The organism is Pseudomonas sp. HN2-3 (genome assembly GCF_020691745.1).
Classification (GTDB): domain Bacteria; phylum Pseudomonadota; class Gammaproteobacteria; order Pseudomonadales; family Pseudomonadaceae; genus Aquipseudomonas; species Aquipseudomonas capeferrum.
The window spans coordinates 1,933,448-1,952,149 of sequence record NZ_CP085704.1; the positions used below are offsets into that span (position 1 = coordinate 1,933,448).

Sequence of the window (18,702 nt, forward strand, 5' to 3'; positions counted from 1 at the left end):
CAACACTTACATATAACGAGAGAACGATATGCTCGATTCCAAACTGTTACGCGGCCAACTTCAGGAAGTGGCGGATCGCCTGGCCTCCCGTGGCTTCAGCCTGGATGTCGCGCGCATCGAATCACTGGAAGAACGCCGCAAGGCGGTGCAGACCCGCACCGAGCAGCTGCAGGCCGAGCGTAACGCCCGCTCCAAGTCCATCGGCCAGGCCAAGGCCAAAGGCGAGGACATCGCGCCGCTGATGGCCGATGTCGAGCGCATGGCCAATGAGCTGGCAGCCGGCAAGGTCGAACTGGACGGCATCCAGGCTGAACTGGACGCCATCCTGCTGACCATCCCCAACCTGCCGGACGCCAGCGTGCCGGTCGGCGCCAGCGAAGACGACAACGTCGAAGTGCGCCGTTGGGGTACGCCGACAGCGTTCGACTTCGAGATCAAGGACCACGTCGCCCTGGGCGAGGTCAGCGGTGGCCTGGACTTCGAAGCCGCTGCCAAGCTGTCTGGCGCACGCTTTGCCGTGCTGCGTGGCCCGATCGCCCGCCTGCACCGCGCCCTGGCGCAGTTCATGATCAACCTGCACACCGGCGAGCACGGCTACGAAGAACACTACACCCCGTACCTGGTACAGGCACCGGCCCTGCAGGGTACCGGCCAGCTGCCCAAGTTCGAGGAAGACCTGTTCAAGATCACCCGTGAAGGCGAAGCCGACTTCTACCTGATCCCGACGGCCGAGGTTTCGCTGACCAACCTGGTCGCGGGTGAAATCCTCGATGCCAAGCAGCTGCCGCTCAAGCTGGTCGCCCACACCCCGTGCTTCCGCAGTGAAGCCGGCGCTTCGGGCCGTGATACTCGCGGCATGATCCGCCAGCATCAGTTCGACAAGGTCGAGATGGTGCAAGTGGTCGAGCCGTCCAAGTCGATGGAAGCCCTGGAAGGCCTGACAGGCAACGCCGAGCGTGTGCTGCAACTGCTGGAGCTGCCGTACCGCGTACTGGCGCTGTGCACCGGCGACATGGGCTTTGGTGCGGTGAAGACCTACGACCTGGAAGTGTGGGTGCCAAGCCAGGACAAGTACCGCGAGATCAGCTCCTGCTCCAACTGCGGTGACTTCCAGGCCCGTCGCATGCAAGCCCGCTGGCGCAACCCGGAAACCGGCAAGCCAGAGCTGGTGCACACCCTCAACGGCTCTGGCCTGGCGGTAGGCCGCACCCTGGTGGCGGTCCTTGAGAACTATCAGCAGGCCGACGGTTCGATCCGTGTGCCTGAGGTGCTCAAGCCGTATATGGGTGGCGTCGAGGTCATCCGCTAAATGGATTACCTGCCACTGTTCCACAAGCTGCAGGGCGGCCGGGTACTGGTTGTCGGTGGCGGTGAAATTGCCTTGCGCAAGGCGCGCCTGCTGGCTGATGCCGGCGCCGCGCTGCGCGTGGTGGCGCCCGAGGTTGATGGCCAATTGGCTGCATTGGCCCGGGAAGGTGGCGGTGAGGTGCTGGTGCGCGGTTATCAGGCGTCCGACCTGGTCGGTTGCCGGCTGGTGATCGCGGCCACCGACGACCCTGGGCTCAACGCCCAGGTGTCGGCCGATGCCCAGTCGCTCAACCTGCCGGTCAATGTGGTGGATGCGCCGGCCCTGTGCACGGTGATCTTCCCGGCCATCGTCGACCGCTCGCCGTTGGTGGTGGCTGTCTCCAGTGGCGGTGATGCGCCGGTCTTGGCGCGCTTGATCCGCGCCAAGCTGGAGGCGTGGATCCCTTCGGCGTACGGCGAACTGGCCGGGTTGGCCGCGCGTTTCCGGCACCAGGTCAAACGCCTGTACCCGGACGTCAACCAGCGTCGCGGTTTCTGGGAAAACGTATTCCAGGGCCCGGTTGCCGAGCGCCAGCTGGCCGGGCAGGGCGCCGAGGCCGAGCGCTTGTTGCAGGCGATGGTCGAGGGTGCGCCGGTGCAGCAGGGCGGTGAGGTGTATCTGGTAGGCGCGGGGCCGGGCGATCCGGACTTGCTGACCTTCCGTGCCTTGCGCCTGATGCAGCAGGCCGATGTAGTGCTGTACGACCGCCTGGTGGCCCCGGCCATCATCGAGATGTGCCGGCGTGATGCCGAGCGTATCTACGTGGGCAAGCGCCGCGCCGAGCATGCCGTGCCGCAGGACCAGATCAACCGTCTACTGGTCGACCTGGCCAAGCAGGGCAAGCGTGTGCTGCGGCTCAAGGGTGGCGATCCGTTCATCTTTGGGCGGGGTGGCGAGGAGATCGAGGAACTGGCCGAGCAGGGCATCCCGTTCCAGGTGGTACCGGGTATTACTGCGGCCAGTGGTTGCTCTGCCTACGGCGGCATCCCGCTGACCCATCGCGATTATGCGCAGTCGGTGCGCTTCGTGACCGGGCACCTGAAGGACGGGACCAGTAACCTGCCTTGGAATGACCTGGTGGCGCCGAACCAGACCCTGGTGTTCTACATGGGGCTGGTGGGCTTGCCGACCATTTGCGCCGAGCTGATTCGTCATGGGCGTGCGGCCAGCACACCTGCGGCGCTGGTGCAGCAGGGGACGACGCGTAATCAGCGGGTGTTCACCGGTACCCTGGCGGATTTGCCGGGCCTGGTCGCCCGGCATGAAGTGCATGCGCCGACCCTGGTGATTGTCGGGGAAGTGGTGCAGTTGCGTGAGAAGCTGGCTTGGTTTGAAGGGTCGCAACAAAGCTGAAATCGAACGGGGCCGCTTTGCGGCCCCGGCGTTATCAGCTATTAAGCCATATCCCATGCCCCGCCAAACGCTCCCGATCATGCGCCAGGCCAAACTCCTGCAGCGGCCCCTTGGGCACGATCCCATTCGGGTTGATGGTCTTGTGGCTCATGTAATAGTGCTTCTGGATGTGCTCCATATCCACCGTCTGCGCCACCCCTGGCCACTGGTACAGCTCGCGCAACCAGTTTGACAGGTTCGGGTAATCGGCCAGGCGCCGCAGGTTGCACTTGAAGTGCCCGTGATACACCGCGTCGAAGCGCACCAGTGTGGTGAACAGGCGCACATCGGCCTCGGTCAGGTACTCACCAGCCAGGTACCGCTGGCGGCTCAGCAGCGCTTCCAGATGAGCCAGCTCATTGAACACCTCGTCGAATGCCGCTTCGTACGCGTCCTGCGTCGTGGCGAAACCTGCGCGGTATACGCCATTGTTCACCGCTGGGTAGATCCGCTCGTTCAGTGCATCGATCGTTGGGCGCAACGGCTCTGGGTACAGGTCCAGGCGATTGCCGGTCAACTCGTCGAAAGCACTGTTGAAGATGCGGATGATCTCGGACGATTCGTTGTTGACGATGCGCTTCTCTTTCTTGTCCCAGAGCACCGGCACGGTGACACGCCCAGTGTAATGCGGGTCATCCTGGGTATAGCGTTGGTGCAGGAACTCGAGGCCGTCGAGGTGATCGCCGCTGGAGCCCTGCTGCTGGTCGAAGGTCCAGCCGTTTTCTTGCATCAGCCAGCTCACCACCGACACATCGATAAGCGGCTCCAGGCCCTTGAGCGCACGCACGATCAGGGTGCGGTGGGCCCATGGGCAAGCCAGCGAGACGTACAGGTGATAGCGGCCGGCTTCAGGCGCGGGCAGGGAGTTGCGGCGCTGGGCGTTTTCGCGTTTAAAGGCACCGTCTTTGCCTGTTTCATACCACTGGTCGTGCCAGCGGCCGTCGATCAAAAGGCCCATGCTGAGCTCCTTGGAACAAAGTTGTTTGTCGTTGGAGCCCAGTCTAGGGAATATCGTTCGAACAAATAGCGCAAAGACTCGGGGTCTTTGATCGATTAAATCGATGTGTTGCGTTCGCTCCAGTAACGGCGCGCGGTGGCGAAGGCGTCTTCACGATGCTGGCCAAGGCCGCGCAGGGCCAAAGCCATGGTGGCGACCACCGCCATTTCGCCGTAACTGTCCTCGGCATCACCTTGCCACACGGCAAGCAGCTGCTGCGGTTGCAGGCTAGGCGGTTTGACGTGACGCCGTTCGCTCAGGGCTGGCCACTCTTCATCCCAGGCCTCGCCAGCGGTGGTGCCGTAGAGGTGGCTGATGACGTCGGGGTTGACTTCGATTTCGCCGCCGTCGCCCTTGATCACCACGGCGTGGTCGCCGAGCAGGCGGCTGGCTTCGCGGTGCACCGCCTGGTAGCCCGGGTGGAAGATGCTCTGCAGGCCGCAGCGTGCGCCCAGCGGGTTGAGTACCCGTGCCAGCGAATGAATCGGCGACCGCAGGCCCAGGGTGTTGCGCAGATCAATCATGCGTTGCAACTGCGGCGCCCAGTCCTGCAGCGGGAGGAACGCCAGGCGCTGCTGGTCGAGCGCGGTACCGACTGCCGACCAGTCACGGCACAGTGGGATATGCAGCAGTGCAAGCAGTTGTTCGGTGTACATGCGCCCGGCGGTATGGGCACCGCCACCATGCATCAGGATACGCACGCCGTTGTTGGCCAGGCACTTGGCGGCCAGCAGGTACCAGGGCAGGTGACGTTTCTTGCCGGCATAGGTGGGCCAGTCCAGGTCCACGGCGATGTGCGGGGCCTGCAGGTGCGCGCGCAGGGCCTCGGTGAAGCCGGCCAGTTCCTCGGCGCTTTCTTCCTTGTGGCGTAGCAGCATCAGGAAGGCACCCAGTTGAGCGTCTTCGACCTTGTCCTCCAACAGCAAGGTCATTGCTGCATGGGCTTCCTCGCGGGTCAGGCCGCGCGCGCCGCGCTTGCCTTTGCCAAGTATGCGCACGAATTCGGCGAACGGGTGTTCGGCGGGGGTTTGCAGGGTGAGCGGGCGTGGTTCGATCATATGCAGTTGGTCGGCTTGGGCAGGCCCGCCAGCTTGGCGGCAAGTTTGGCGGGAGTGCCGTTGAACAGGCGGTTCAGGTGCGCGCTGTTGCCCTTTTCGGGCCCCAGCTTGAGGGCGGTGTACTTGATCAGTGGGCGTGTGGCCGGGGAGAGCTGGAATTCCTGGTAGAACTGGCGCAGCAGTTCGAGGATTGCCCAGTGGTCCTCGGTCAACGGGATGCCTTCGCGTGCGGCGAGGGCATTGGCAACGGCCGGTGACCAGTCTTGCAGGTCGACCAGAAAACCGTCTTTGTCCAAGGCAATCGGCTGATCACCAACATTGAGGGTACTCATAACCAGCTGTTGACCTTGTCGTAATGCAGTGACAGCTGGACGAATGCGGCGTAGTCCACGGGCGTGGCCAGGTGGTTGGCAACTGCGCGGGCTTGTAGGTCTTCGTCGAGGGCGAACAGGCGCTGGCTGAGGTTTGCGCCCTGCAACAGGCGCTGTGGTTCGCTGCCGGCGTGCAGTGCATAGACCGCATCGCCACACAGCAGCAGTGCATCGTCGGCACCTAGCAGGCGCAGGCAGCTGGCCAGCCGGTTGTCGCCAAAGGGCGAATGGGCAATTACATGCAGGGTCGTCATCAGAGCGTTACCACCTGGTCGAAACGGGCGATCAATGCAGCCAGGGCCGCGTCGTCCAGCACTTGTACGGGCAGTTCCAGGGTGTCGGCTGCCAGGCCGCGCTGGCGCAAGCTGTGGCTGCAGGCGAACAGTGCTTCTACGCCGAACATCGGCAAGGCCTGCAGGTTGGCGCCAAGGTTTTTCTGTTGCAGGGCGGTGGGCTGCTGGCCTGGGGCAAGCTGGAACACACCGTCATCGAGGAACAGCATGCCCAGCGGCAGGTCGAACGCGCCCCCGGCCAATGCGATGTCCAGCGCTTCGCGGGCCGATGGGCCGTTCCAGGGGGCCTGGCGGCTGATGATCAACAAGGACTTGGCCATTTCAATCGCCTCCGAAGCAGATCAGGCGATCGGCACTCTGCGCCGCCTCGTGCAGTTGGCCGAGCCCCGACAGCTCCCAGGGCTTGGGCAGGTTCGCGGCCGGGCGTTGATAGCGGCTGGCCTCGGCTTCGTCGAGCACGCCACGGCGCAGGGCGGCGGCAATGCACACCACAGCGTCCAGTTGGTGGCTGTCGATGAAGGTGCGCCATTGGGCGGCGACATCCAGCTCATCCTGAGGGGTAACCACATTGGCCGAGGCACTGTGTACCCCGTCCTGGTAGAAGAACAGCCGGGCAATCTCATGCCCGCCGGCCAGCACCGCCTCGGCAAAGCGCAGCGCGCGGCGCGAGGAGGGCGCATGGGCCGGGGAAAATACCGCGATAGCGAATTTCATGGACAACTCATGCAAGGGAATGCCGCCATGATAAAGCAAAAAAGCCCATCCCCGCTCATGCAAGGGCCTTGTGGCCTTGCGCAAAGGGGTGGGCTTTTCAACTGAGGCGCCGAGTGATCAGGCGCGCTCTTTACTCTCTGGCAGGAACCAGTTCAGTACCAAGGCGCAGATACCGCCGGTAGCGACGCCGGACTCCAGCACATTGCGGATCGCCGCTGGCATGTGGGCCAGAAACTCTGGCACCTGAGCCACACCCAGGCCCAGCGCCAGCGATACCGCGATGATCAGCAGGGCGCGACGGTCCAGCTGAGTGCTGGCCAGAATGTTGATGCCCGAGGCCGCTACCGCGCCGAACATGACCATGGCTGCGCCACCGAGCACCGGCTCCGGTACCGCCTGGATCACCCCGGCAACCGATGGGAACAAGCCCAGCAGCACCAGCATGACAGCGATCCAGATGCCGATGTGGCGGCTGGCGATGCCGGTCAGCTGGATAACGCCATTGTTCTGGGCAAAGATCGAGCTGGGGAAGGTGTTGAACAGGCCAGCCAGCAGCGAGTTGGCGCCGTTGACCAGCACCCCGCCCTTGATCCGTTGCATCCACACCGGGCCTTCGACTGGCTGGCGCGAGACCTTGCTGGTAGCCGTGACGTCACCGATGGCTTCCAGCGACGTCACCAGGTAGATCACCAGCATCGGAATGAACAGCGCCCACGAGAAGCTGAGGCCAAAGTGCAAAGGTGTTGGCACCTGGAATAGCGCGGCCTCGTGCATGCCGGTGAAGTCCAGGCGGCCCAGATAGCCGGCCAGTGCATAACCGACCGCCAGGGCGATGACGATGGCGCAGCTGCGCATCCAGACCACCGGGATGCGGTTGAGGATGACGATGATCGCCAGCACCACACCCGACAGCAGCAGGTTCTCGCCATTGGCGAAAGTGCCATTGGCCATCGCGCCAAAGCCGCCGCCCATGCTGATCAGGCCGACCTTGATCAGGGTCAGGCCGATCATCAGCACGACGATGCCGGTCACCAGCGGGGTGATCAGACGTTTGACGAACGGCAGGATGCGCGACACGCCCATTTCCACGAAGGAGCCCGCAATCACCACGCCGAAGATGGCTGCCATCACGCCTTCAACCGGCGTGCCTTGCTTGACCATCAACGCGCCACCGGCAATCAGCGGCCCGACGAAGTTGAAGCTGGTGCCTTGGACAATCAGCAGCCCCGCACCGAACGGCCCGAAGCGCTTGCACTGGACGAAGGTGGCGATACCGGAGATCACCAGCGACATCGACACGATCAGGTTGGTGTCACGTGCCGAAACGCCAAGCGCCTGGCAGATCAGCAGGCCCGGCGTGACGATTGGTACGATGATCGCAAGCAGATGCTGCAACGCCGCCAGCAGGCCGATCAGCAGCCGCGGCTTGTCCTCAAGGCCAAGCACCAGTTCATTGGCAGGCGCCGATGCGCCTGGGCTGTGTTCGTGTGAGCTCATTGCACAAAGCTGCCCTGGGAGAAAAAAGGAGCGCATTCTACGGGCTGAGGCGCGTCAGGGGTAGTGGCAAGCACGATGGCAGCATGATCGGTGGCTATTCACCCAATAAGCTGACTTTTAGGTCAATCTCTGCACATGAAAAAGCCCGCCGAAGCGGGCTTTCCTTTTACTGCATTCGACCAATCGCAATCAGTCGTCGCGGCCCATGATGCCGAACAGCTGCAGCAGGCTGACGAACAGGTTGTAGATCGATACATACAGGCTGATGGTCGCCATGATGTAGTTACGCTCACCGCCATGGATGATCGCGCTGGTCTGGAACAGGATGCAGACCGACGAGAACAGCACGAAGCCAGCGCTGATCGCCAGTTGCAGGCCGCTGATCTGGAAGAAGAAGCTGGCAACCACTGCACCCAGCAGCACGAAGAAGCCTGCGGTGATGAAGCCGCTGAGGAAACTCATGTCCTTGCGGGTGATCAGCACGTAGGCCGACAGACCACCGAACACCAGCGCGGTCATGGCGAAGGCCGAGCTGACCACTTCAGCGCCACCGGCCATACCCAGGTAGCGGTTGAGGATAGGGCCGAGGATGAAGCCCATGAAGCCGGTGAGGGCAAAGGTGGACACGATGCCCCAGGCCGAATCACGCAGTTTGTTGGTGAGGAAGAACAGCCCGTAGAAGCCGATCAGCACCACGAAAATATTCGGGTAGCCGACACGCATCTGCTGGGCAACGAAGGCCATAACACCGCTGAAGGCGAGGGTGAGTGCCAGCAGGCTGTACGTGTTGCGCAGGACCTTGCTGATCTCCTGCTGCTCGACCTGCTGGCCGTGGTGTACGGCGTAATCCTGTTCGCGCATGGCGACACTCCTTGGTAAACCTGTGGTTTCAGACGTTCAGATGCTAGGAGTCTATCAGAGCTCCTGCAACCGGCGACATAGAGAGTTTGACAGCGTGTTTCATTACGGTATTATGGCGGCCGCAAAACGAGCTGGAAGCGTGGCCGAGTGGTTTAAGGCAACGGTCTTGAAAACCGTCGATGGGCAACTATCCTAGAGTTCGAATCTCTACGCTTCCGCCATATTCAAAGCCCTGATTATTCAGGGCTTTTTGCGTTTTTGGGCATGCAAAAATTGTCATCAAGTGCACCCAGTTGGCCGCTGACCGGTCTGCTATGAAGCGATGTTTTCCTAACTGGAATATTGATTCTCACTTCAAGGGGCGAAAGAAAGCCCGCGAAAGCGCCCCTGCTAAGGTGGAAAAACCAGAGGCAGAAGGCGAGTCAGCGTTGGGCTTTTTGCTGCTGCATGCGCTGCAAACGCGAAACCGCGATCTGCACGGCCGCTGCCACGAGGCAGAGCAAGCCGATTTTCCAGCTGCCCTCAAGCCCGAAGTGCTCGGCTAGCTTGCCGGCGATGAGCACGCTAAAGAAGATGGCGGCAGGTAGGATCAATTTATTCATGGGCGCTTCCAACGGCGAATGGCATAAGGCGTACAGGGTACACAATTCGCGTCGTGAGGCTTGGTCATCTTTGCCTGGCTGAACCTTTCGCAGGGTTACTTTTGCGCCAGTTACCGAGAGCCTACGGGGCAGGCGCAGGCATGACCGACGCACCTTTGACCAATGTTCGCCAAGGGCGCGCACCCGCCGTACACGAAAATGCTTGGGCTCACTGCAATGTTGGCGGTCTGATCGTACCTTGCATATTGCTCAACACCGCCTCGATTCGCGCGATCTGTTGCGCAAGCTGATCCGCTTCCTTGTCATTGCCTTCCTGCCTGAGGCGGTCACGCGCCCGGCGCAGTGTCAGCAGGTTTTTCTGTAGTTTCAGGGCTGAGGAGTCGAACGGGTCCATGCTTTTCTCATGCGGTAGGCGTCCGTGCCGTTGTAGGAAAACTGGACCGTATCAGCTCGATTTTGCCGATGAAACTGATGTTTCATACAGGGCGACGTTGCTGCCTAGAGTTGTCCTACGAATCACAGGATAAAATCCTACAAATCTTGAATCTGACCATTTCAAGAAGTGTGTTTCAGATGGCGCTCAATACCGCGGATTGACGGGTATTGAAGCGAGTTCGATAGCGTCATCAGTTACAGTGATCTGTAGCAGGCGCGCCGTGAGCTTCGAAATCTTGTGTAGCAATTAAGGCCCTGAAGCGGGCCGCTGGCGAGGTTAATGGGCCGCGGCTTGAGCAAATGCATATCAGACAGCATCTGCTACGATCCCTGATTTCCCTGGCCAAGGAGAGGCGTATGCATTACATCGTGATCGAGCCCCACCGCAGCGAATACCCGCACCCGCTTCGTTTCGTCAAGGGCACGCTGCTGGATATCGGCCCGCGTTATGAGGGGGAGCCGGGTTGGCAGGACTGGTACCTGTGCTCGTGCACCGGCCAGGAACCGGGCTGGGTGCCGGCCCAGCTCATCGAGCCGATCAGCGTGGGGCGGGGCAGGGCGCTTGATGACTACTCGGCCCATGAACTGGACGCCGACCCGGGGCAGTTGGTGCAGATACTTCGCCCGCTCAATGGTTGGATATGGTGCCGGCGCCAAGGCGATGGCGAGCTGGGCTGGTTGCCAGCAGAGAAGCTCAAGCAACTGAGTTGATTCAACTTGTTTCGACGAAATGTAGCGCACCTGCGGTGCATCTGATCTGCTTTTTTTCTGCAAACCTGAATCTGTAACCGTATCAGGCCAAGTAAGACAATATGCCCATCCCCGCATCACACTGTAGAGGTTCCGATGGGCAAGCTGACGCTGTTCCTGGGTGGTTTTCTGCTCCTGACCATTCTGATAGGTCTTTTAGGCACCATCCCGCCAAGCTGACATTCACCACACTTCCCCCTCTGCGGCCCGTCTGATTCGCCAGATGGGCCCGCACGTGCGCGCCCTTCGCCAACCCCGCCCGATCGCTATCGCTGGACCAGCGGTAGCTGCAAGTCATTCTCAAGTGCAAATGGCTCGTGTAGTCTCCCGCCGCCGTCATACGGCCCGCATGGACGGGCCGGTCTTTTGCCTTGGAGTCGAACATACATGGAATGCAAGAAAGGCACTTCAGCCATGCTGGAGTGGCGTTGCCGTTTTCTCGCTGAAGGCTCCCTCGACGAGGAGGGCTACGATGAGGCGCTACGCAGTGCCGGCGTGCTGGAACAGTCGGGAGTGATCAGCACCCTCGAATGGATCAAACTGGTCAAGCTGGCCAATTCGGCGTTGCTGCATGTGCGATAAGTCGTTCTTTGCGCTGGGAAATCTGTCCACAAAAAACGTGGGTAGGTCTGTGGATAAAATGCTGTAAGCCAAGCCGGAAGCGGGCTCTGTTAAATTGAGCAGAATTTGAACAGTCCTTTTCGGGTGCTTGGGTCAGGCCGACAGCCCGGCGCGGCGCAGGGCCTGCAACAGCTCACGCACCCGTGCGGGCAACTCGCCAGCGGGGTAGACCGCGTGCATTTGCGGGTCCTGGCCTGTGCTTGAAGTCAAGTGGTATTGCGGGCACACCCGCACCAGGCGCCCGGCTTCGACCTGGGCTTCGCCAACCCAGGCTGCCAGGCGCGCGATACCGCCCCCTGCCAAGGCGCTGTGGTACACCGCATCGCCCGAATCCAGGCGAAGCCGTGGCGTCGGGCGCAGGCTGGTGATCTGGCCATCACGGCAGAAGTGCCAGGCTTTGAGTATGCGCGGGGCGGTATGCAGAATCAGTGCGTGGTCTTCCAACTGATCGGGGTGTTGCGGGTTGCCCGCCATGGCCAGGTAACCTGGGCTTGCATAGAGATGGCGGCGGTAGCTCCACAGCGGATAGCCGATCAGCTCGCTGGATTGCGGAAAGGCACCGCGCACCACGAAGTCGAATTTGTCCAGCAGTGGGTCCAGGGCGGCATCGCTGTACTGAACGTCCAGGGTCACTTGTGGATGGCGTTGGGAAAACGCGGCAAGTACCCGTGGCAGCACATGTTCAGCGAGCAATTGCGGCACGGCAAAACGGATCCAGCCTTGCGTACTGCCGCTGAGCGCGGCCAGCTCATCGGCTGCATCACGTTGCGCATCCAGCAAGCGTTCGGCATGGGGCAACAAGCGCTCGCCGGCTTCGGTGAGGGTCACGGCATTGGCGTTGCGGTTGAGCAGTTTGCTGCCGGCATTGTCTTCCAGAGTTTGCACCGCACGCGTCACTGCACTGGGTGAGCGGCCCAGGGCGCGCGCTGCGGCAACGAAGCTGCGCTTGTGCGCCACACTGACGAACGCCTGAATCTCCCGCAGCATGTCCAATGCCATTGCCTAGCCCTCGTTGCAGTTTTCGCAATGTGGCATTTCAACACAAGTGCGGCACTTTGATTAGCCTTGCAGGCTGACTCACTGCCTGGAGCTGTATCATGATGGATATCGCCGTACTTTCTGTATTCGCCTTTGCCGCCGGTTTGATCGACGCCGCCGTGGGCGGTGGTGGGCTGATTCAGATTCCGGCGTTGTTCAACGTGCTGCCCACCGCGCAACCGGCGGCCTTGCTGGGCACCAACAAGCTGGCCTCGGTGTGTGGTACGGCCTTTGCGGCGCGCTCGTTCATTCGCAAGGTCACGCTGGACTGGGGGCTGATTGTGCCCGCAGCGCTCAGTGCCTTCGTCATGTCGTTCGTCGGCGCCGCCACAGTATCGCTGGTGCCGCCCAGCGTGATGCGCCCGGCAGTGCTGGTGATGATCGTCCTGATGGCGATCTACACATTCTGCAAGAAGGACTTCGGCACCTTGCACAAGCCCACGCAGATCGGTCGCAAGGAGCAGTGCCTGGCGGTGCTGATCGGCGGCGCGATCGGTTTCTACGATGGGCTGTTCGGGCCAGGCACCGGCAGCTTCCTGATCTTCCTGTTCATTCGCTTCTTCGCCCTGGACTTCCTGCATGCCTCGGCTTCGGCCAAGGTGGTGAACATCGCGACCAACCTGGCGGCGCTGGTGTTCTTCGTGCCGTCGGGCAACGTGTTGTACGCCATCGCCTTGCCGATGGCGGCATGCAACATTCTCGGCGCTTTGACCGGCACCTGGCTGGCGGTGCGCAAGGGGGCAGGGTTCGTGCGCGGGCTGTTCCTGATTTTGCTGTGCGTACTGATCGCCAAGCTGTCCTGGGACTTGCTGGCCGGGTGAGTCAGACCACCTGGCGCTGTGCCTCGGCCTGTTCGACACGGTTGCGGCCATGGGCCTTGGCCCGGTACAGCGCCTGGTCGGCGCGCGCCAGCAGTTCGTCCAGGCTCGGTGCCGGGGTCTCGGCGGCGCAGCCGTCCAGGCCGATACTCACGGTAATCTGCAGGCGATGGTCGGCCTGCACCACATGCAGGTCCTGCACCGCCCGGCGCAGGCGTTCGGCGGTGAATTTGGCACGCTCCGGCGCAAGGCCCGGGAGGACCACGACAAACTCCTCGCCGCCCATGCGTGCGAACAGCTGCCCTTCGTGCAACTGGTCTTGCAGGGTGCGGGCGAACTGGCGCAGCACTTTGTCACCGACCGCGTGGCCATGCGCGTCATTGATCGCTTTGAAATGGTCGATGTCCAGCATCATCAAGGTCAGCGGCAGTGCCGGGCCGTGTTGCTGGCGGCTGTCGAGCAGGGCGTTGGCACGGCGGGTGAACGCGCTGCGGGTCAGTACACCGGTCAGGTGATCGATGGTGGCCTGATGCGCCAGGCGCGCCAGCAGGCTGCGGTTGGCCTGGCTGACACAGGCCACCACCAGCGGGCCGAGCACCAGCATGGCGATGCCCAGGCGCGCCGACATCAGCGTAGTGACCCCCGGTTCGCTTTGCGGCACGCTGAAGTGCATGAGGTTTTGTGCGACCGCGACGATCAGCGTGCTGCCAGCGGTGAGCGTCAGCAGCGAGACCAGAAACGGCGGGTAAGTCCAGGCACACCACAACAGTGCGGCAATGGGGAAGGCAATGGCGCCTGGCCCACCAAAGGCAATGCTGAAGGCCAGCGAAGCAAGCAGCACCAGCAGGGGCGGCAAACGTACCGGCTGGGCGCCGCTGCGCATCAGGGCGCGTACCGAGGGGGCGGTCAGCAGCACTGGCAGCACCAGTACGCCGGTCGAGAACTGTTCGCTGAACCAGGCCAACCAGGTGGCCGGCAGGGATTGCTCGAACCAGGGGGCGGCCATGACCGAGGCCAGGCTCGCCGCGACCATGGCACCGGCCGCGCAAGCGGCAAACACGCTGAGCACGCCATGCGGGCTGCGCATGCGGCGGTGCAGGCGCGGCACGCGTGCCAGCAACTGCCACACGCTGAACACCATGCCGAGGTTGCACAGGTTGAACCACAAGGCCGGCATCCAATCGCTGCCGCACAGCAGGTCGGCCGCCACCATGGCCAGCCACACCAGTGTGAAACCAAGGGCATTGGCCTGACGGGGGTAACGCAACAGCACGCCGACCAGTACCGCATTGACTGGCCAGAACAGCGACAGGGACTCGATCGGGCGTGCCAGGATGCCGCCCAGGGTCAAGGCAAAGGTCAGGCAAAGCAGAGCGACGTAGGACAACAAGCGCGATTGGGCTGGAAAAACCATGAACTCGACCGGCAAGCGGAAACGAAATCCAGGACAACGCCTTGAAGCACCTGGGGCAATTACGTATCAGTGTGTTTCCACAGGGCAGTGGGTGTCAATCTGCCGCGATCCGGCTGGATAATAGCAAATTGCCTGCACTCCCTGTCGATTTCATCACAAGCCGAAGAACCACGGCACCATCAGTACGGTGACCAGCATCACCAGCAAGGTAAAAGGGACGCCGACTTTGACGAAGTCACCGAAGCGGTACTGCCCAGGCCCGAGCACCAGGGTGTTGACGGGTGACGAGACGGGCGTCATGAACGCTGCCGATGCGGCGAGGGCCACAGTCATGGCGAACGGGTAGGGCGACATGCCCAACTGGGTGGCGGTGCTGATTGCTACCGGTGCCATCAGCACGGCGGTGGCGGTGTTGGAGATGAATAGGCCGATCACCGCGGTCACGGCAAACAGGCAGGCCAGAATGGCCCTCGGTCCGGCGTCGCCGAGCAAGCTGACCAGGCCGGTCACTGCCAGGTCGATACCGCCGGTTTTCTGCAGGGCCAGGGCAAAGGGCAGCATACCGACGATCAGTACCAAGCTCTGCCAATGGATGGCCCGGTAAGCGCTGTTCATGTCGATGCAGCGGCCCGCGCCCATCAACAGGCAGCCGATCAAGGCGGCGATGACATTGGGCACCGCGCCGCTGACCATCAGGCCGACCATCACCGCCAGGCTCAGCAAGGCCTGCGGTGCGCGCCTGCGGGCCGGGGCGACCTGATCGACTTCGGCGGGCAGGCTCAACACTAAAAAGTCGTGGGGGTTGCTTTGCAGTTGACGCACGGCTTTCCAGGGGCCTACCACCAGCAGCGTATCGCCCAGGCGCAGCTTTTCTTCCACCAATTGCTCTTCGATGGCGGCCTGTTCACGGCGCAAACCCACCACGTTGAGGCCGAAACGGCTACGGAACGCCAGCTCGAGGATGCTCTTGCCGACCAACTGCGAGCCGGGGGGCAGCGACACTTCGGCCATGCCCAGCTCCTGGGACTGGTCGATGAAGTACGCCGCCTTGAAGTGCAGGGGTTCCAGTTGCATGGTCTGGCACAGGCTGCGCAGGTCGTCGCGGTTGGCGAACAGGTCGAGCAACAGCACGTCACCTTGGTGCAGCACGGTGTTGGAGTCGGCCGCGATGACCCGCGTGGTGAACTTGTGCTGGCGTTCGATGCCGATCACGTTGGCGCCATGCCGGGTGCGCAGCTCCAGCTCGCCCAGGGTATGGCCGATCAGCGGCGAGTGGGGGCGGATGCGCAGGCGCCGCTCGCGGCCGTTGAGCTTGTAGTCCAGCACCAGGTCGAGCAGCGTACGGCGGGTTTCCACGCGGCCGTCCTTGCGCACTTCACCATTGAGCCAGTGGCGCGTCAGCAGCATGTAGCCGATGCCCAGCACCAGCACCACCAGGCCGAACGGGGTAAAGCTGAAGAAGTTGAAGCCCTGCTCGCCATGGCGCACCAGTTCACTGTGCACCACCACGTTGGGGGGCGTGGCCACCAGGCTGAGCATGCCGCTGATCAGGCCGGCGAAGCTCAAGGGCATCATCAGGCGGCTGGGTGACAGTTTGAGGCGCGCGGCGATGCTCAGCACCACCGGTATGAAGATCGCCACCACCCCGGTCGAGCTCATCACCGAGCCCAACCCCGCTACCGCCACCATCAGCAATACCAGCAGGCGCACTTCACTGTTGCCGGCCCGCTCGCTCATCCACTCGCCAATGCGGTAGGCAATGCCGGTGCGTACCAGGCCTTCGCCGATCACGAACAGGGCCGCGATCAGCACCACATTGGGGTCGCTGAAGCCGGCCAGGGCCTGTTCCACGGTAAGGATGCCCGATAACGGCAGGGCGAGAATCACCATCAGCGCGACCACGTCCATGCGCGGGCGGTTGATGATGAAGAGGACGACGACGATGGCCAGCAGGCCGAGGACCCAGAGCAGCTCTTGGTTCATGGGGAGGGGGTGTTCCTTCACACGGGGGCACGGTAGACAGTAGCAGCCAGTGTGCCAGCTTGCGGTGAAGTGTATGTTGACGTGTTGCAGGGTTTCACAAGCAAAAGGGGCTGCCGAGCAGCCCCTTGGTCACCGGGATCAGTGACGGTGACGGCGGTGCTTCTTGCCGTTGTTGTCGCCCAGGTGGTTGCCGATGGCACCCCCTGCAGCACCGCCCAGGCCGGCACCGATGGTCGAACCGGCAGAGCCACCGACCTTGCCGCCCAGCAGCGAACCACCCGCCGAACCCAGGCCACCGCCGATGGCGGCTTCGGTGCGATTGCCCTTGCGTGCGCCTACCGCACTGCCGGCCGCGCCGCCGACACCGGCACCAATCGCAGCGCCGGTGCTGCCGCCGATCTGTTGACCGACAACGTTACCCAGTACACCACCCAGGCCACCGCCAATGGCGGCGGTACCGTCACCGGCGAAAGCGCCCTGGCACAGCAGCAGGCCGAGAGCAAGGGAAGGTAGAGTCAGACGCATGGTACGAACCTCAAAAGGAATCATCAGGTTAAGGTGCCGCGCAACGGGCGGCGGGTCAGGGGTGCAAAGACGCTTCAGCGGTAGTAGCGGTCACCGCGGTATTGACGATTGTCATCGTCATCATCGCGGTCATGCCGATGATGGTGGCGCTGGCCACGGTCGCGATCACGCCAGCCATCGTCGTCGTCATGGTAGCGATGGCTGTGGCAACCAGCGGTCAGCAGGATGGCGGCAACCAACGAGAAGCTTGCAAGGCGGGTCATCACGATATAGGTCCTTGATCCGCAAAGGTTTACGGGGCACTTCCTGAGACTGGGAACGGTCCATTTGGTTTCCTTGGCAGGCAAAATTTTGTCAGGCGCGCGATCAGCGGCGTGCCTGCCGGCTGCTGTTCTGTCCCGCTCGGTCATGGCCGAGCCGCGGGTCGGCCACTAAACTGCACAGCAAGCCGCAGCCAAGACGGCAAACTGCCACACGGTGAATCACGATGATCGCCCACACCCCCACGTTGTTCGCCGCCGTTGCCCTGGTTGCAACCATTCTGGCCTTCTGCCTGCTGCTGGTCGGGCGCAGCAACCGCCGCGACAACCTGATGCTGACCGGTTGCGGGCTGCTGGTGCATGCCTTGGCCTATGTGTGCTACACGCTCTATGCCCAAGCGCCGTTATGGGTGAGCTATGGCCTGGGCAACAGCTTGCTGTCCCTGGCCTTGGCGTTCTATTCGGCCAGCCTGTTCCGGGTGCGCGAGCAAGTGATCCCGTGGCGGATGATCTTCGTCATTCCCGCCGTCATGCTGGTGGGGCTGATGCTGCTGCTCGATACCCTTGAGCCCCGCATGTTGCTGGCGACGCTGGTGCTGATGCTGCAGTGTTCGATGATCCTGTATTGGGCGCGGCGTTACGTCGAGCGGCCGGGCAGGGCGCACCTGCTGCTGCAGATCGGTGCGCTGATCAGCCTGGTCGGGCTGGGCATGCGCGCCGTGGCTGTGGCCAATGGCACGGCCGTGGAAATGCGCTACGACACCAGTAACCTCAAGCAAAGCATTTCGGTGGCGATCGGCACTGCCACGGTGATGATGTATTCGATCGGGCTGGTGCTGATGGCCAAGGAACGCAGCGAATCACGCCTGCAGCACCTGGCCCTGCGCGATGTGCTCACGGGTACATACAATCGCCGGGCGATCCTCGAGCGCTTCGTCGTCGAGCTGGACCGCGCCCGGGACGCGCAGAGCAGCCTGGCCGTGGCCATGATCGACATCGACCACTTCAAACGCATCAACGACCTGTACGGGCACCTGGCCGGTGACGAGGTCCTGTGCCATTGCGTGCGCCAGTTGCAGCAACGCTTGCGCCAGGGAGACAGCCTGGGCCGCTATGGCGGCGAGGAATTTTTGCTGCTGTTGCCCGAAACCGACCGCGTTGGCGCAATGGCGGCGCTGCAGGGCTTGCGTGAGGCCATTGCCCGCAGCCCCGCACGCTTTGCCAGCGATGAAATCGAGCTGCGTTTCAGTGTCGGATTGTGGTGCAGTGTGCCCGGCGCCAACGACAACACTGCCAGCCTGCTTGCTCAGGCCGATGCAGCGCTGTACCAGGCCAAGGCCGCCGGGCGCAACACGGTGCACATGGCGGCCTGTGTGTAGCTCGGCAGGGTCAGGACGCGGGGTGGATGGCCAGGACCACACCATTGGTGATCTGCACCAGCACATAGTGCTCGCCCATGCGCACCCAGTGGCTTTCCTTTTCGGGGGCCGGCAGACCTTTGGTTTTCCAGTCTTTTACCGTCTGGTCATCGCGTTTGTATTGGTCGGGGGCCTTATCACCTACCTTGAGTTCGCGGTTGTGGGTTTCCGGCCCGGTGATGCTCTCTTCGGCCGAGGGCGCGGCAGAGGCGGCCAGCGGTAGGCAGGGCAGGGCGGCGAGCAGCAGTGAAGGCAGCAGGTGATGCAGTTTCATGGCGGTTTCCTTGTGACGGCATGTCCTTACTGC

General features: G+C 62.6%; 22 protein-coding genes and 1 tRNA gene. 7 read left to right on the plus strand and 16 right to left on the minus strand.

The genetic code is table 11. The features are described 5' to 3' along the window. Nucleotides 1-28: 28 nt before the first annotated feature. Nucleotides 29-1,309 carry a serine--tRNA ligase gene (serS, locus tag LJX93_RS08805; RefSeq protein ID WP_033696744.1) on the plus strand — a complete coding sequence of 427 codons (1,281 nt, stop codon included), beginning with the start codon at nucleotides 29-31 and terminating at the stop codon, nucleotides 1,307-1,309. Next, complete coding sequence (gene cysG / locus LJX93_RS08810) at nucleotides 1,310-2,701, plus strand: siroheme synthase CysG (RefSeq protein WP_033696745.1); 1,392 nt, start codon at nucleotides 1,310-1,312, stop codon at nucleotides 2,699-2,701. A 34-nt stretch (nucleotides 2,702-2,735) separates the two neighbouring features. Here the strand turns inward: cysG and LJX93_RS08815 are convergent, their stop codons facing one another. The 8 genes from LJX93_RS08815 to LJX93_RS08850 all read right to left on the minus strand — a co-directional run bounded on the left by LJX93_RS08815 (nucleotide 2,736) and on the right by LJX93_RS08850 (nucleotide 8,531). After that, nucleotides 2,736-3,698, minus strand: coding sequence for a glutathione S-transferase family protein (locus LJX93_RS08815; protein ID WP_033696746.1), 963 nt, complete (start codon nucleotides 3,696-3,698; stop codon nucleotides 2,736-2,738). 95 nt (nucleotides 3,699-3,793) lie between these two features. Continuing rightward, nucleotides 3,794-4,795 (minus strand): glycosyl transferase family protein, encoded by a 1,002-nt coding sequence (locus LJX93_RS08820; protein WP_227696960.1) that lies wholly within the window; start codon nucleotides 4,793-4,795, stop codon nucleotides 3,794-3,796. Further along, nucleotides 4,792-5,127 (minus strand): TusE/DsrC/DsvC family sulfur relay protein, encoded by a 336-nt coding sequence (locus LJX93_RS08825; RefSeq protein ID WP_033696748.1) that lies wholly within the window; start codon nucleotides 5,125-5,127, stop codon nucleotides 4,792-4,794. Before LJX93_RS08825 ends, LJX93_RS08820 begins: the two co-directional genes overlap by 4 nt. Further along, nucleotides 5,124-5,420, minus strand: coding sequence for a sulfurtransferase complex subunit TusB (gene tusB, locus LJX93_RS08830; protein ID WP_033696751.1), 297 nt, complete (start codon nucleotides 5,418-5,420; stop codon nucleotides 5,124-5,126). Before tusB ends, LJX93_RS08825 begins: the two co-directional genes overlap by 4 nt. Then, on the minus strand, nucleotides 5,420-5,779 hold the full coding sequence (gene tusC / locus LJX93_RS08835; RefSeq protein ID WP_033696752.1) for a sulfurtransferase complex subunit TusC: 360 nt from the start codon (nucleotides 5,777-5,779) through the stop codon (nucleotides 5,420-5,422). Before tusC ends, tusB begins: the two co-directional genes overlap by 1 nt. Nucleotide 5,780: 1 nt before the next feature. Continuing rightward, nucleotides 5,781-6,173 carry a sulfurtransferase complex subunit TusD gene (gene tusD, locus LJX93_RS08840; RefSeq protein WP_033696753.1) on the minus strand — a complete coding sequence of 131 codons (393 nt, stop codon included), beginning with the start codon at nucleotides 6,171-6,173 and terminating at the stop codon, nucleotides 5,781-5,783. 117 nt (nucleotides 6,174-6,290) lie between these two features. Then, the gene (locus tag LJX93_RS08845) at nucleotides 6,291-7,670 is read right to left on the minus strand and encodes a nucleobase:cation symporter-2 family protein (RefSeq protein WP_033696754.1); all 1,380 of its coding nucleotides are present in this window, start codon (nucleotides 7,668-7,670) and stop codon (nucleotides 6,291-6,293) included. Between the two features lie 189 nt (nucleotides 7,671-7,859). Beyond that, a complete protein-coding gene (locus tag LJX93_RS08850; protein WP_033696755.1) occupies nucleotides 7,860-8,531 on the minus strand; it encodes a Bax inhibitor-1/YccA family protein in 672 nt (223 codons plus the stop codon). 133 nt (nucleotides 8,532-8,664) lie between these two features. Between LJX93_RS08850 and LJX93_RS08855 the strand changes: the two genes are divergently transcribed. After that, nucleotides 8,665-8,752: transfer RNA gene (locus LJX93_RS08855), tRNA-Ser, on the plus strand. A 201-nt stretch (nucleotides 8,753-8,953) separates the two neighbouring features. On the opposite strand, the gene LJX93_RS08860 is transcribed toward LJX93_RS08855, so the two are convergent. Then, a complete protein-coding gene (locus LJX93_RS08860) occupies nucleotides 8,954-9,133 on the minus strand; it encodes a hypothetical protein (RefSeq protein WP_033696799.1) in 180 nt (59 codons plus the stop codon). Nucleotides 9,134-9,341: 208 nt separating this feature from the next. Beyond that, complete coding sequence (locus LJX93_RS08865) at nucleotides 9,342-9,527, minus strand: hypothetical protein (RefSeq protein WP_033696800.1); 186 nt, start codon at nucleotides 9,525-9,527, stop codon at nucleotides 9,342-9,344. Nucleotides 9,528-9,925: 398 nt separating this feature from the next. Here LJX93_RS08865 and LJX93_RS08870 point away from each other — a divergent pair, with 398 nt between their 5' ends. Both LJX93_RS08870 and LJX93_RS08875 read left to right on the plus strand, forming a co-directional pair. Further along, complete coding sequence (locus LJX93_RS08870) at nucleotides 9,926-10,279, plus strand: SH3 domain-containing protein (protein WP_186663850.1); 354 nt, start codon at nucleotides 9,926-9,928, stop codon at nucleotides 10,277-10,279. A 426-nt stretch (nucleotides 10,280-10,705) separates the two neighbouring features. Further along, nucleotides 10,706-10,900 (plus strand): hypothetical protein, encoded by a 195-nt coding sequence (locus tag LJX93_RS08875; RefSeq protein WP_033696802.1) that lies wholly within the window; start codon nucleotides 10,706-10,708, stop codon nucleotides 10,898-10,900. Between the two features lie 132 nt (nucleotides 10,901-11,032). On the opposite strand, the gene LJX93_RS08880 is transcribed toward LJX93_RS08875, so the two are convergent. Beyond that, nucleotides 11,033-11,938, minus strand: a complete 906-nt coding sequence (locus tag LJX93_RS08880) for a LysR family transcriptional regulator (protein WP_033696803.1) — start codon at nucleotides 11,936-11,938, stop codon at nucleotides 11,033-11,035. A 98-nt stretch (nucleotides 11,939-12,036) separates the two neighbouring features. Between LJX93_RS08880 and LJX93_RS08885 the strand changes: the two genes are divergently transcribed. Further along, nucleotides 12,037-12,798, plus strand: coding sequence for a sulfite exporter TauE/SafE family protein (locus tag LJX93_RS08885; RefSeq protein ID WP_033696804.1), 762 nt, complete (start codon nucleotides 12,037-12,039; stop codon nucleotides 12,796-12,798). A gap of 1 nt (nucleotide 12,799) precedes the next feature. On the opposite strand, the gene LJX93_RS08890 is transcribed toward LJX93_RS08885, so the two are convergent. The 4 genes from LJX93_RS08890 to LJX93_RS08905 all read right to left on the minus strand — a co-directional run bounded on the left by LJX93_RS08890 (nucleotide 12,800) and on the right by LJX93_RS08905 (nucleotide 16,980). Beyond that, nucleotides 12,800-14,224: a GGDEF domain-containing protein gene (locus LJX93_RS08890; RefSeq protein ID WP_227696961.1), complete on the minus strand. Its 1,425-nt coding sequence runs from the start codon at nucleotides 14,222-14,224 to the stop codon at nucleotides 12,800-12,802. 138 nt (nucleotides 14,225-14,362) lie between these two features. Continuing rightward, nucleotides 14,363-16,192, minus strand: coding sequence for an SLC13 family permease (locus LJX93_RS08895; protein ID WP_033696806.1), 1,830 nt, complete (start codon nucleotides 16,190-16,192; stop codon nucleotides 14,363-14,365). Between the two features lie 138 nt (nucleotides 16,193-16,330). Continuing rightward, nucleotides 16,331-16,717 carry a glycine zipper domain-containing protein gene (locus LJX93_RS08900; protein ID WP_033696807.1) on the minus strand — a complete coding sequence of 129 codons (387 nt, stop codon included), beginning with the start codon at nucleotides 16,715-16,717 and terminating at the stop codon, nucleotides 16,331-16,333. 74 nt (nucleotides 16,718-16,791) lie between these two features. Continuing rightward, nucleotides 16,792-16,980, minus strand: a complete 189-nt coding sequence (locus LJX93_RS08905) for a hypothetical protein (protein WP_033696810.1) — start codon at nucleotides 16,978-16,980, stop codon at nucleotides 16,792-16,794. Nucleotides 16,981-17,204: 224 nt separating this feature from the next. Between LJX93_RS08905 and LJX93_RS08910 the strand changes: the two genes are divergently transcribed. Further along, complete coding sequence (locus LJX93_RS08910; RefSeq protein ID WP_227696963.1) at nucleotides 17,205-18,356, plus strand: GGDEF domain-containing protein; 1,152 nt, start codon at nucleotides 17,205-17,207, stop codon at nucleotides 18,354-18,356. A gap of 10 nt (nucleotides 18,357-18,366) precedes the next feature. Here the strand turns inward: LJX93_RS08910 and LJX93_RS08915 are convergent, their stop codons facing one another. After that, nucleotides 18,367-18,669, minus strand: coding sequence for an RcnB family protein (locus LJX93_RS08915; protein ID WP_033696812.1), 303 nt, complete (start codon nucleotides 18,667-18,669; stop codon nucleotides 18,367-18,369). Nucleotides 18,670-18,702: the final 33 nt, after the last annotated feature.

Bases quoted from the DNA above. Each gene is read 5' to 3' on its own strand.
- LJX93_RS08885 (WP_033696804.1), top strand. From the start codon at position 12,037: ATGATGGATATCGCCGTACTTTCTGTATTCGCCTTTGCCGCCGGTTTG.
- LJX93_RS08900 (WP_033696807.1), bottom strand. From the start codon at position 16,717: ATGCGTCTGACTCTACCTTCCCTTGCTCTCGGCCTGCTGCTGTGCCAG.
- LJX93_RS08870 (WP_186663850.1), top strand. From the start codon at position 9,926: ATGCATTACATCGTGATCGAGCCCCACCGCAGCGAATACCCGCACCCG.
- LJX93_RS08875 (WP_033696802.1), top strand. From the start codon at position 10,706: ATGGAATGCAAGAAAGGCACTTCAGCCATGCTGGAGTGGCGTTGCCGT.
- tusD (WP_033696753.1), bottom strand. From the start codon at position 6,173: ATGAAATTCGCTATCGCGGTATTTTCCCCGGCCCATGCGCCCTCCTCG.
- tusC (WP_033696752.1), bottom strand. From the start codon at position 5,779: ATGGCCAAGTCCTTGTTGATCATCAGCCGCCAGGCCCCCTGGAACGGC.
- LJX93_RS08850 (WP_033696755.1), bottom strand. From the start codon at position 8,531: ATGCGCGAACAGGATTACGCCGTACACCACGGCCAGCAGGTCGAGCAG.
- LJX93_RS08880 (WP_033696803.1), bottom strand. From the start codon at position 11,938: ATGGCATTGGACATGCTGCGGGAGATTCAGGCGTTCGTCAGTGTGGCG.
- LJX93_RS08895 (WP_033696806.1), bottom strand. From the start codon at position 16,192: ATGAACCAAGAGCTGCTCTGGGTCCTCGGCCTGCTGGCCATCGTCGTC.
- LJX93_RS08845 (WP_033696754.1), bottom strand. From the start codon at position 7,670: ATGAGCTCACACGAACACAGCCCAGGCGCATCGGCGCCTGCCAATGAA.
- LJX93_RS08910 (WP_227696963.1), top strand. From the start codon at position 17,205: ATGATCGCCCACACCCCCACGTTGTTCGCCGCCGTTGCCCTGGTTGCA.
- LJX93_RS08825 (WP_033696748.1), bottom strand. From the start codon at position 5,127: ATGAGTACCCTCAATGTTGGTGATCAGCCGATTGCCTTGGACAAAGAC.
- LJX93_RS08915 (WP_033696812.1), bottom strand. From the start codon at position 18,669: ATGAAACTGCATCACCTGCTGCCTTCACTGCTGCTCGCCGCCCTGCCC.
- LJX93_RS08815 (WP_033696746.1), bottom strand. From the start codon at position 3,698: ATGGGCCTTTTGATCGACGGCCGCTGGCACGACCAGTGGTATGAAACA.
- cysG (WP_033696745.1), top strand. From the start codon at position 1,310: ATGGATTACCTGCCACTGTTCCACAAGCTGCAGGGCGGCCGGGTACTG.
- tusB (WP_033696751.1), bottom strand. From the start codon at position 5,420: ATGACGACCCTGCATGTAATTGCCCATTCGCCCTTTGGCGACAACCGG.
- LJX93_RS08860 (WP_033696799.1), bottom strand. From the start codon at position 9,133: ATGAATAAATTGATCCTACCTGCCGCCATCTTCTTTAGCGTGCTCATC.
- serS (WP_033696744.1), top strand. From the start codon at position 29: ATGCTCGATTCCAAACTGTTACGCGGCCAACTTCAGGAAGTGGCGGAT.
- LJX93_RS08905 (WP_033696810.1), bottom strand. From the start codon at position 16,980: ATGACCCGCCTTGCAAGCTTCTCGTTGGTTGCCGCCATCCTGCTGACC.
- LJX93_RS08820 (WP_227696960.1), bottom strand. From the start codon at position 4,795: ATGATCGAACCACGCCCGCTCACCCTGCAAACCCCCGCCGAACACCCG.
- LJX93_RS08865 (WP_033696800.1), bottom strand. From the start codon at position 9,527: ATGGACCCGTTCGACTCCTCAGCCCTGAAACTACAGAAAAACCTGCTG.